Consider the following 12,352-nt stretch of genomic DNA (forward strand, 5'->3'; position numbering starts at 1 on the left):
CGGGGGTTGGGGTTCAGTTTTGATGGGTAAGAGGCCGGCAGCGGAGCGCAGGGAAGAGGCAGAGGTCCGCATCGCCAAGGGTGCGGCCTTCGGCTATGCGCCGCTTCCTGGCACCGCTGACGAGATGGTCGACAACAAAGGCGCAGTCCGCCCCGTCTGGCAGAATTTCCTCTCGCATCTGAGCGCAATGCCGGAAAAGGATCTCGCCGAGCGTTTTGCCCGCGCCGACCGCTACCTGCGCGATGCCGGCGTCTTCTATCGCGCCTATGGCAGCAAGGGCACCGGCGAACGCGCCTGGCCGATTTCGCATATCCCGGTGCTGATCGACGAGCGCGAATGGAAGACGCTGTCGGCGGGGCTCGTCCAGCGCGCCGACCTGCTGGAGGCGATCGTTGCCGATATTTACGGCGACAACCGGCTGGTGGAGGAAGGGGTCCTGCCGCCGGCGCTGATGGCCGCCAATCCCGAATTCCAGCGCCCGCTCGCCGGTATCCGGCCGGGCTCCGGCCATTATCTGCATTTCTGCGCCTTCGAGATCGGCCGCGGACCTGACGGCAACTGGTGGGTGCTGGCCGACAGGACGCAGGCACCGTCTGGCGCCGGTTTCGCGCTGGAAAGCCGCGTCGCGACGACCCGGGCCTTCTCGGATATCTACGCCGAAACCCCGGTCCACCGCCTCGCCTCCTTCTTCGGCGCGTTCCGCGACGCACTACAGGGTATGAAACATTCGGGCGACGACCGCATCGCCGTGCTGACGCCCGGCCCGGCCAACGAGACCTATTACGAGCACGCCTACATCGCCCGCTATCTCGGTCTCATGCTGCTCGAAGGCGAGGACCTCACTGTCGTGAAGGGCCGCGTCATGGTGCGCACCGTTGCCGGCCTGAAGCCGATCGGGGTGCTCTGGCGCCGTCTCGATTCGGCCTTTGCCGACCCGCTGGAGCTGAACCAGAATTCGCATATCGGCACGCCCGGCCTGGTGGAAGCGCTACGCGCCGAAAGCCTCACCATCGTCAATGCGCTCGGCACCGGCGTTCTCGAAACCCGGGCGCTTCTGGCCTTCATGCCGACCATCTGCCACCGTCTGCTGGGGGAAGATCTGCATTTGCCCTCGATCGCTACCTGGTGGTGTGGCCAGAAGGAAGAGCGCGAGCACGTCGCAAAGAACATCGAGAAGATGGTGATCGGCCCGGCCTATTCCCGAGCACCCTTCTTCGACGACAACGGCGAGTCCGTGCTCGGCTCGTCGCTGCGTGCGACCGCCAAGGATTCCATCACCGACTGGCTGAGTTCGGACGGCCCGAAACTGGTCGGCCAGGAGGTCGTCACGCTGTCGACGACGCCCGCCTGGGTGGACGGCAAGCTCGTGCCGCGGCCGATGTCGCTGCGCGTCTTTGCCGCCCGCACGGCAAACGGCTGGCAGATCATGCCCGGCGGCTTTGCCCGTATCGGCTCCGGCGCCGATGTCGCGGCGATCGCCATGCAGTCGGGCGGAGCGGCCGCCGACGTCTGGATCGTCAGCGACAAGCCGGTCGAGCGCCACACGCTGCTGCCGGCCGAGGGCAGCTTTACCCGCAACATGCCGGGCAGCCTGCCAAGCCGGGCAGCCGACAATTTGTTCTGGCTCGGCCGTTACATCGAACGTGCCGAAGGGGCGCTGCGCATCCTGCGCGCCTGGCATGCGCGTTACGCCGAAGCTGCCGATCCGAGCCAGCCGCTGCTCGCCGATGTCTCCGAGTATCTCACGGCCGTCGATATCGATACCGCCGAACCCGTGCCGGAAACGCTCTTGCGCAACATCGACAGCGCCGTTTATTCGGCGAGCAACATCCGCGACCGTTTCTCCCCGGACGGCTGGCTGGCACTCAACGATCTCGCCAAAACCGCCCGCCGCTTTCACGTCACCGTCGCTGCCGGCGACGACGCCAGCCATGCGATGACGATCCTTCTGCGCAAGCTCGCGGGCTTCGCCGGTCTCGTGCACGAGAACATGTACCGCTTCACCGGCTGGCGCTTCCTCTCGCTCGGCCGCTATATCGAGCGCGGCCTGCACATGACGCGCCTGCTCGGCCACATGTCCGGCCCGGAAGCGCCCGACGGCGCGCTCGACATGCTGCTCGAAATCGGCGACAGCGTCATGACCCATCGCCGCCGCTACAACGTCAACACGGCGCGGCTGACCGTCACCGACCTGCTGGCGCTCGACCCTCTCAATCCCCGCTCGGTCCTTTTCCAGGTGAACGAGATCCACCATGAAGTCGAGCAGTTGCCGAATGCCCTGATCAACGGCCAGATGTCGCCCTTCTACCGCGAAGCGATGCGGCTCCATTCCGGCCTGGCGGTGATGACGCCGGAGGGCATGGGGGCCGAGGTCTATCAACGGCTAGAACGCGAATTGGAGCAGCTTTCCGATCTGCTCGCCCAAACCTATCTCGGGTGACAGCGATGCTCTACGATCTCTCCCTCCGCATGGGGTACATCTACGACGTGCCGGCCTCCGGCGCTCGCCACGTCATGCGCCTGATGCCGCTGTCGCTGACCAATCGACAGCGCCTGGTCGCCGGCTCGATCACCATCTCGCCGACGCCGGACGAGCAGTCGCATTTCGTCGATTTCTTCCATCATCCCACCACCTCCTTCATGCTGCGCGCGCCGCACGAGACGCTCGACATTCGCATGCAGGCCCGCGTGCAGGTGGAAAGCCAGCCGATCGCCGCCGATTTCTCGCCGCTGCTTGCCGACCTGCCGGAGGAGGTCGCCGGAATCTGGTCGCTGGCGCCGGATTCGCCGCACCATTTCCTTGGCGACAGCCCGCGCCTGACCCAAGCCCGCGAGATCGCCGACTATGCGCAAAGCTGGGCCGTGCCTGATCTGACGGCGATGCAGATCGCCCATGCGCTCTGTAGCCGGATCAACAAGGATTTCACCTACGATCCTGACGCGACAACGGTGGACACGACGCCGCTCGAGGCGTTCAGATTGAAGCGCGGCGTCTGCCAGGATTTCACCCACATCATGATCCTGGCGCTTAGAAGCCTCGGCATTCCGGCCGGCTACGTCTCCGGCTTCCTGCGCACCATCCCGCCGCCCGGCAAGGAACGGCTGGAAGGGGCGGACGCCATGCATGCCTGGGTCAGGATCTGGTGCGGCGAGACGAACGGCTGGATCGAGCTCGACCCGACCAACGACATCCCCGCCGGCACAGACCACATCGTGGTCGCCTATGGCCGGGACTATTCCGACGTCGTTCCCGTCATCGGCGTATTGAAAAGTTATGGCGGCCAACGCGCCGTCCAGGCGGTCGACGTGATCCCGCTGAAATAATCCCAAAACTGGAAAAATCCGACGATTCGTTAAAATTGTATTGACGCCGTAAGGACAGCGGAAAGGAGGAGCGTGCCTAATATCACCGCACAGGGCCTCCTATACGGGTGAACATGATGAGCACCTCCTTTTTGCATCCCTGCCTGCGTCGCATGCTTGGCGACCGTGGCGGTAATTTCGGTATAATGACGGCGATCATGATACCCGTCCTTTCAGGGGCTGCCGGCATGGCGATCCAGGTGGGCGATCTATTGCTCTCGAAGCAGCAGTTGCAGGAGGCCGCCGATTCGGCCGCGCTGGCAACCGCGACCGCGCTGGCGAACGGCACGATCCAAACCTCGCAGGCCGAAGCCTTCGCCCGGGATTTCGTCGCCGGACAAATGGCGAATTACCTGCAGAGCGGTGCCGATATCAAGAACGCGACGAGCGTCGGTATCCAGACAAAGACATCAGGCAAGTCGACGTCTTACGAGGTGACGGTTTCACCCAGTTACGACCTTGCCGTCAACCCGCTGATGCAGGCGGTTGGCTTCACCACGCAGCATCTTTCGACATCAAGCACGACGGTCGGCGGCCATTCGCAAACCCAGGGCTCCATCTCGATGTATCTCGCCCTCGATAAATCAGGGTCGATGGGAGATCCTACCGCAACCGTCAACGTGGATGATCCAACCGAATCGTTCACCTATGACTGCAACGGCCATTATAATAAGAAGGGCAAGTGGGTTTACGACACCTGCACCGGAAGCCGCGCGAACTACTATACCAAGATAGAGGCGCTGAAGATCGCCGCCGGCAATCTCTTCGGCCAGATCACCAGCGCCGATCCCAATGCGGAATATGCGCGCACCGGCGCAGTGTCCTACGATATTAACGAGTACACGCCCAGCAGTCTCGCCTGGGGAACTGCGGCTGTCTCGAGCTATGTCAACGCCCTGCAGTCTGGCGGCGGGACGAATTCAAGCGGTGCAGTGAGCACGGCCTACACGTCTCTGACCGCCAAAAACGCTGCGGGAAACGACGCCGAGGATGCCATTCATAAGCAAAAAACCGGGCAAGTGCCGAAGAAGTACATCGTCTTCATGACCGACGGCGACAACAACGACGATAGCCGCGGTGGCCGATCATACGACACGTTGACCAAGTCGACATGTGACACCGCCAAGTCCAAGGGCATTGAAATCTACACAATCGCCTTCATGGCACCTTCGGGCGGGCAGGCATTGCTGCATTATTGCGCCTCCGATGACACCCATTATTTCCAGGCTGAAAAGATGGAAGATCTCCTCGCCGCCTTCAAGGCGATCGGAGCGAAGGCCTCCGCACAGCTGACGCGTCTGACGAACTGACGAACTGACGAACTGACGAGCGGTCCCAGCGAAAAAGCCGCGCCGGAACAAACCGGCGCGGCTTTTCGTTATCCTCTTTCGGCCCATCAGATCGGGAAAAGTGATTGAAATCAACCCCTCGACCCGCGTGAACATGAAGGTTTCGCAAATTTTTCGTTTGTCCAAATCCTTTGTTGCAAGTGCTTAGTAACGATGCATAAACTGTCGGCTGCGCAAGCGACAAATTGATTGAATCAGGCATAACATCCTGAAACAAAATTAAAATTGGCGAGACCTGACGATGAACACTGTTTCCAAGCCGATCATCCCCTCCCCCGCCCCTCGCAGTTCAAGGCCGGAAATTCTCGCTGAAGAAATTATCGAACGTCTGACCTACCGCATCGGCAAGGATGCCAAGGTGGCAAAGCCGCATGACTGGCTGACCGCGACGATCCTGGTGGTGCGCGACCGCATCATCGACAGGTGGATGGCTTCCACCCGCGAGGTTTATGCGACCGGCGCCAAGCGCGTCTATTATCTTTCTCTCGAATTCCTGATCGGCCGGCTGATGCGCGACGCCGTTTCGAACCTCGGCCTGATGGAGGAGGTGCGCGATGCACTCGCCTCGCTCGGCGTCGACGTCAACGTCATCGCCGGCCTGGAGCCGGACGCCGCACTCGGCAACGGCGGCCTCGGCCGTCTGGCTGCCTGTTTCATGGAGAGCATGGCAACGGTCGACGTCCCGGCCTACGGCTACGGCATCCGCTATGTCCACGGCCTCTTCCGCCAGCAGTTGGCCGACGGCTGGCAGGTGGAACTGCCGGAAAACTGGCTCGCCCACGGCAATCCTTGGGAATTCGAACGCCGCGAAAGCGCCTATGAAATCGGCTTCGGCGGCGCCGTCGAATTCATCACCACCCATGACGACCAGCCGCGCTACGTCTGGAAACCGGCCGAGCGCGTCATCGCCGCCGCCTTCGACACGCCGGCCGTCGGCTGGCGCGGCAAGCGCGTCAACACGCTGCGCCTCTGGTCGGCGCAACCGATCGATCCGATCCTGCTCGATGCCTTCAACGCCGGCGACCACATCGGCGCTCTGCGCGAAAGCAACAAGGCCGAAAGCCTGACCCGGGTTCTCTATCCTGCCGACGCCACCCCGGCTGGCCAGGAACTGCGGCTGCGCCAGGAATTCTTCTTCTCGTCGGCCTCGCTGCAGGACATCCTGCGTCGCCATCTGCAGCAATACGACGATTTCACCTCGCTGCCGGACAAGGTGGCGATCCAGCTGAACGACACTCACCCCGCCGTCTCGGTCGCCGAACTCGTGCGTCTACTCTGTGACGTACACGGGATGGATTTCGACCAGGCCTGGGAAATTACCCGCCAAACCTTCTCCTACACCAACCACACGCTTCTGCCCGAAGCGTTGGAAAGCTGGGCGGTGCCACTGTTCGAGCGTCTGCTGCCGCGCCACATGCAGATCATCTATGCGATCAATGCCAAGATCCTGATCGACGCCCGCAAGGGCAAGAACTTCTCCGATGGGGAAATCCGCTCGATCTCGCTGATCGATGAAAGCGGCGACCGCCGCGTGCGCATGGGCAACCTCGCTTTCGTCGGCTCGCATTCGATCAACGGCGTTTCGGCCCTGCACACCGACCTGATGAAGGTCACGGTCTTCGCCGACCTGCACAAGCTCTATCCTAACCGCATCAACAACAAGACCAACGGCATCACGCCGCGCCGCTGGCTGCAGCAGTGCAATCCCGGTCTCACCGGCCTGATCCGCGAGGCCATCGGCGACGAATTCCTCGATGATGCCGAAAAGCTGCGTGCGCTCGACGTGCATTCTTCCGATCCGGCTTTCCAGCAGAAGTTTGCAGCGGTAAAGCGCGCCAACAAGGTGGCACTCTCCAACCTCGTCGCCAGCCGCATGGGCGTGAAGCTCGATCCGTCGGCGATGTTCGACATCCAGATCAAGCGCATCCATGAATACAAGCGCCAGCTGCTTAATATCATCGAGGCCGTCGCGCTCTACGACCAGATCCGCTCGCATCCCGAGCTCGACTGGGTGCCGCGCGTGAAACTCTTCGCCGGCAAGGCGGCGCCGAGTTATTACAATGCCAAGCTCATCATCAAGCTGATCAACGACGTCTCCCGCACGATCAACAACGACCCGTCGGTGCGCGGCCTGCTGAAGATCGTCTTCGTCCCGAACTACAATGTCTCGCTTGCCGAAGTCATGGTTCCGGCCGCCGACCTCTCGGAGCAGATCTCGACCGCCGGCATGGAAGCATCCGGCACCGGCAACATGAAATTCGGCCTCAATGGCGCGCTGACGATCGGCACGCTCGATGGCGCCAATGTCGAGATGCGCGACAATGTTGGCGAGGACAACATCGTCATCTTCGGTCTCAAGGCCGACGAGGTGTCGAAAGTCCGCAGCGATGGCCACAATCCGCGCGCCATCATCGAGGGATCGCGCGAACTCGCCCAGGCGCTTGCCGCCATCGGCTCCGGCGTCTTCTCGCCCGATGACCGCAATCGCTATACATCGCTGATCGATGGCATCTATTCGCACGATTGGTTCATGGTCGCAGCCGATTTCGACGCCTACGCCCAGGCCCAGCGCGAGGTCGACCAGATCTGGACCAACCAGTCCGCCTGGTACACCAAGACGATCAACAATACGGCGCGGATGGGCTGGTTCTCTTCCGACCGTACCATCAGGCAATATGCAGACGAAATCTGGAGAGCCGGATGAAAACGCCGAAGACCATCCCTGAAGTAAAGCTTTCCTGGGAAATTTCGGCAGATGAAATCACGGCAATCCTTGCCGGCTCGCATTCCAATCCCTTTGCCGTCCTCGGTGTGCACCAGGCCGGCGACGCCTTCGTCGCCCGGTGCTTCATCCAGGGCGCCGAGGAGGTGACCGCCATGACGCTCGACGGCGGCGTCATCGGCGAACTGAAGCAGCTCCATGCCGACGGCGTCTTTGCCGGCCCGGTTTCCCTCACAAAGCTCCAGCCGGTGCGTTACCGCGCCCGGCGCGGCGATGCCGAATGGGCAGTCACCGATCCCTACAGCTTCGGTCCGGTGCTCGGACCGATGGACGATTATTTCGCCCGCCAGGGTTCGCATCTGCGCCTGTTCGACAAGATGGGCGCCCACCTCATCAAGCACGACGGCGCCCAGGGCATCCATTTTGCCGTCTGGGCGCCGAACGCACAGCGCGTCTCCGTCGTCGGTGATTTCAACAATTGGGACGGCCGCCGCCACGTGATGCGCTTCCGTGCCGACAGCGGCATCTGGGAAATCTTTGCCCCTGACGTACCGATCGGCGTTGCCTACAAGTTCGAGATCCGCGGCCAGGACGGCGTATTGCTGCCGCTAAAGGCAGATCCCTTTGCGCGGCGCAGCGAGCTCCGACCGAAGACCGCCTCGATCACCGCCGCCGAGCTGGAGCAGGAGTGGGAAGACGAGGCCCATCTGAAGCACTGGCGCGAGACCGACAAGCGCCGCCAGCCGATCTCGATCTACGAGGTGCATGCCGCCTCCTGGCAACGCCGGCAGGACGGCACGATGCTGTCCTGGGACGAGCTCGCCTCCAGCCTCATCCCCTATTGCGCCGACATGGGCTTCACCCATATCGAATTCCTGCCGATCACCGAGTATCCCTACGACCCCTCTTGGGGTTACCAGACGACCGGCCTCTATGCGCCGACCGCTCGTTTCGGCGAGCCGGAGGGTTTTGCCCGTTTCGTCAACGGCTGCCACAAGGTCGGCATCGGCGTCATCCTCGACTGGGTGCCGGCGCATTTTCCGACCGACGAACACGGTCTCGGCTGGTTCGACGGCACGGCGCTCTACGAGCACGAAGATCCGCGCAAGGGCTTCCACCCGGACTGGAGCACGGCGATCTACAATTTCGGCCGCACCGAGGTCGTTTCCTATCTCGTTAACAACGCGCTCTACTGGGCCGAAAAATTCCACCTCGACGGTCTGCGTGTCGATGCCGTCGCTTCGATGCTCTACCTCGATTATTCGCGCAAGCACGGCGAGTGGATCCCGAACGAATATGGCGGCAACGAGAACCTCGAAGCGGTCCGTTTTCTGCAGGATCTCAACATCCGCATCTATGGCAAAAATTCCAACGTCATGACCATCGCCGAGGAATCGACCTCCTGGCCGAAAGTCTCGCAGCCCGTGCATGAAGGCGGCCTCGGTTTTGGCTTCAAGTGGAACATGGGCTTCATGCACGACACGCTGAGCTACATGAGCCGCGATCCTATTTATCGCGGCCACCATCACAACGAACTCACCTTCGGCCTGCTCTACGCCTATTCGGAAAATTTCGTCCTGCCGCTCTCGCATGACGAGGTTGTCCATGGAAAAGGCTCGCTGATCGCCAAGATGCCGGGCGACGACTGGCAGAAATTCGCCAATCTGCGTGCCTACTACGCCTATATGTGGGGCTATCCCGGCAAGAAGCTGCTGTTCATGGGCCAGGAGTTCGCCCAGTGGAGCGAGTGGAGCGAAGAGAAGGCACTCGACTGGAACCTGCTTCAGTATCGCATGCACGAGGGCATCCGGCGCCTGGTGCGTGACCTCAATTTCACCTATCGCAGCAAGCCGGCGCTGCATGAGCGTGACTGCGAGGGCGAAGGTTTCGAATGGCTGGTCGCCGACGACCACCAGAATTCCGTCTTTGCCTGGCTGCGCAAGGCGCCGGGCCAGAAGCCGGTCGCCGTCATCACCAATTTCACCCCTGTCTATCGCGAGAATTACTCGATCCGCCTGCCGTCCGCAGGTCGCTGGCGGGAAATCCTGAACACCGATGCCGACATCTACGGCGGCAGCGGCAAGGGCAATGGCGGGCGCGTGCAGGCCGTCGATGCCGGCGGCAACATCACCTGCTCGATTACCTTGCCGCCCTTGGCGACAATCATGCTTGAACCTGAAAATTAGTGACTGGTGGGAGGAGAAAATGGTAGAAAAGCGCGTTCAGCCACTTGCCCGCGATGCAATGGCTTATGTTCTGGCGGGCGGTAGAGGAAGCCGTCTCAAGGAACTCACCGACCGGCGTGCCAAGCCGGCCGTCTATTTCGGCGGCAAGGCCCGCATCATCGATTTCGCCCTGTCGAATGCCCTGAATTCCGGCATTCGCCGTATCGGCGTTGCCACGCAATACAAGGCGCATTCGCTGATCCGCCACATGCAACGCGGCTGGAACTTCTTCCGCCCCGAGCGCAACGAAAGCTTCGATATCCTGCCGGCCAGCCAGCGCGTCTCCGAGACGCAATGGTATGAAGGCACGGCCGATGCCGTCTATCAGAACATCGACATCATCCAGGATTACGGCGTCGAATACATGGTCATTCTTGCCGGCGACCACGTCTATAAGATGGACTATGAATGGATGCTGCAGCAGCACGTCGATTCCGGCGCCGACGTCACCATCGGCTGCTTGGAAGTGCCGCGCATGGAAGCGGTCGGCTTCGGCGTCATGCATGTCAACGAGAAGGACGAAATCATCGCCTTCGTCGAGAAACCGGCCGATCCGCCGCCCATTCCCGACAAGCCGGATTTCGCCCTCGCCTCGATGGGCATCTACGTCTTCCACACCAAGTTCCTGCTCGATGCGCTGCGCCGCGACGCCGCCGATCCGACCTCGAGCCGCGACTTCGGCAAGGACATCATCCCCTATATCGTCAAGAACGGTAAGGCGGTCGCCCACCGCTTCGCCAAGTCCTGCGTCCGTTCGGATTTCGAGCACGAGCCCTACTGGCGCGACGTCGGCACGATCGACGCCTATTGGCAGGCCAATATCGACCTGACAGCGATCGTTCCGGAGCTCGATATCTACGACAAGTCCTGGCCGATCTGGACCTATGCCGAGATTACCCCGCCGGCGAAATTCGTCCATGACGACGAGGATCGCCGCGGCTCGGCCACCTCCTCAGTTGTGTCAGGCGATTGCATCATTTCAGGCGCCATGCTCAACAACAGCCTGCTCTTCACGGGCGTCAGGGCCAACTCCTTCTCCAAGTTGGAAGGAGCGGTCGTCCTGCCGAACGTGAAGGTCGGACGGCGCGCGCAGCTCAAGAATGTGGTGATCGACCATGGTGTCGTCATTCCGGAAGGTCTGGTCGTCGGCGAGGATCCCGAGCTCGATGCCAAGCGCTTCCGGCGGACGGAAAGCGGCATCTGCCTGATCACGCAACCGATGATCGACAAGCTGGATATCTGACTTATGAAAGTTCTTTCGGTTTCGTCCGAAGTCTTCCCTTTGATCAAGACAGGGGGTCTGGCCGATGTGTCCGGCGCCCTGCCGATTGCTCTGAAAGCCTTCGGGGTCGAGACCAAGACCCTTCTACCCGGCTATCCCGCCGTCATGAAGGTCATTCGCGACGCGGTCGTCAGGCTCGAATTCCCCGACCTGCTCGGTGAACGGGCGACCGTACTCGAGGTCCAGCACGAGGGCCTCGATCTGCTCATCCTCGATGCCCCGGCCTATTACGACAGGCCGGGCGGACCCTATCTCGATCCGCTCGGCAAGGACTATCCCGACAACTGGCGTCGTTTTGCCGCCCTGTCGCTCGCCGCCTCCGAGATCGCCGCCGGTCTGCTGCCCGGCTGGAAGCCGGATCTCGTCCACACTCACGACTGGCAGGCGGCGCTGACGTCGGTCTATATGCGTTATTATCCGACGCCGGAACTGCCGAGCGTTCTGACCATCCACAACATCGCCTTCCAGGGCCAGTTCGGTTCCGAGATCTTTGCCGGCCTGCGCCTGCCTGCCCATGCCTTCGCCACCGAAAGCATCGAATATTACGGCACTATCGGCTTTCTCAAGGGCGGCCTTAAGACCGCCCATGCGATCACGACAGTCAGCCCGACCTATGCCGATGAGATTCTGACGTCGGAATTCGGCATGGGGCTCGAGGGCGTCATCGCCAGCCGCATCGACGATCTGCACGGCATCGTCAACGGCATCGACACCGATATCTGGAACCCGGCGACCGATCCTGTCGTCCACACCCACTACGGCTCGACGACGCTGAAGAACCGCGAGGAGAACCGTCGCTCGATCGCCGAATTCTTCCACCTCGACAATGACGACGCCCCGATCTTCTGCGTCATCAGCCGTCTCACCTGGCAGAAGGGCATGGATGTCGTCGCCAACATCGCCGATGAGATCGTCGCCATGGGCGGCAAGCTCGTCGTGCTCGGCTCCGGCGAAGCCGCCCTTGAAGGCGCTCTGCTCGCCTCCGCCAGCCGCCATCCCGGCCGCATCGGCGTTTCGATCGGCTACAACGAGCCGATGTCGCACCTGATGCAGGCCGGCTGCGATGCGATCGTCATCCCCTCGCGCTTCGAACCCTGCGGCCTGACCCAGCTTTACGGCCTGCGTTACGGCTGCGTGCCGATCGTCGCCCGCACCGGCGGGTTGAATGACACCGTGATCGACGCCAATCACGCCGCACTTGCAGCGAAAGTCGCAACCGGCATACAATTTGCCCCCGTGACAGAAACAGGCATGCTACAGGCAATCCGCCGTGCGATGCATTTTTATCAGGACCGAAAACTCTGGACCCAATTGCAAAAGCAGGGCATGAAATCGGATGTCTCCTGGGAGAAGAGCGCCGAACGCTACGCTGCCCTCTATTCAAGCCTCGTCTCGAAAGGCATGTGACCTA

General features: G+C 61.7%; 7 protein-coding genes. All 7 read left to right on the plus strand.

The window, feature by feature from the left end; all coding sequences use genetic code 11:
• Nucleotides 1–22 precede the first annotated feature (22 nt).
• The 7 genes from ACM5SV_RS20775 (at nt 23) to glgA (ending at nt 12,348) form a co-directional block, all read left to right on the plus strand.
• Complete coding sequence (locus ACM5SV_RS20775; protein ID WP_222014765.1) at nt 23–2,440, plus strand: circularly permuted type 2 ATP-grasp protein; 2,418 nt, start codon at nt 23–25, stop codon at nt 2,438–2,440.
• A gap of 5 nt (nt 2,441–2,445) precedes the next feature.
• Nucleotides 2,446–3,324 carry a transglutaminase family protein gene (locus ACM5SV_RS20780; protein WP_012758978.1) on the plus strand — a complete coding sequence of 293 codons (879 nt, stop codon included), beginning with the start codon at nt 2,446–2,448 and terminating at the stop codon, nt 3,322–3,324.
• 116 nt (nt 3,325–3,440) lie between these two features.
• Entirely contained in the window at nt 3,441–4,673 is a 1,233-nt protein-coding gene (locus ACM5SV_RS20785; RefSeq protein WP_222014767.1) for a TadE/TadG family type IV pilus assembly protein, read from the plus strand.
• Nucleotides 4,674–4,953: 280 nt separating this feature from the next.
• The gene (locus tag ACM5SV_RS20790) at nt 4,954–7,416 is read left to right on the plus strand and encodes a glycogen/starch/alpha-glucan phosphorylase (RefSeq protein WP_012758980.1); all 2,463 of its coding nucleotides are present in this window, start codon (nt 4,954–4,956) and stop codon (nt 7,414–7,416) included.
• Entirely contained in the window at nt 7,413–9,620 is a 2,208-nt protein-coding gene (glgB, locus tag ACM5SV_RS20795) for a 1,4-alpha-glucan branching protein GlgB (protein ID WP_017995187.1), read from the plus strand. The genes ACM5SV_RS20790 and glgB overlap by 4 nt, the downstream gene beginning before the upstream one ends.
• Before the next feature lie 19 nt (nt 9,621–9,639).
• Nucleotides 9,640–10,902, plus strand: a complete 1,263-nt coding sequence (gene glgC, locus ACM5SV_RS20800) for a glucose-1-phosphate adenylyltransferase (protein WP_012758982.1) — start codon at nt 9,640–9,642, stop codon at nt 10,900–10,902.
• A gap of 3 nt (nt 10,903–10,905) precedes the next feature.
• Nucleotides 10,906–12,348, plus strand: coding sequence for a glycogen synthase GlgA (gene glgA / locus ACM5SV_RS20805; RefSeq protein WP_012758983.1), 1,443 nt, complete (start codon nt 10,906–10,908; stop codon nt 12,346–12,348).
• Nucleotides 12,349–12,352 lie beyond the last annotated feature (4 nt).

Source organism: Rhizobium sp. CRRU65, assembly GCF_048551595.1.
GTDB lineage: Bacteria > Pseudomonadota > Alphaproteobacteria > Rhizobiales > Rhizobiaceae > Rhizobium > Rhizobium leguminosarum_J.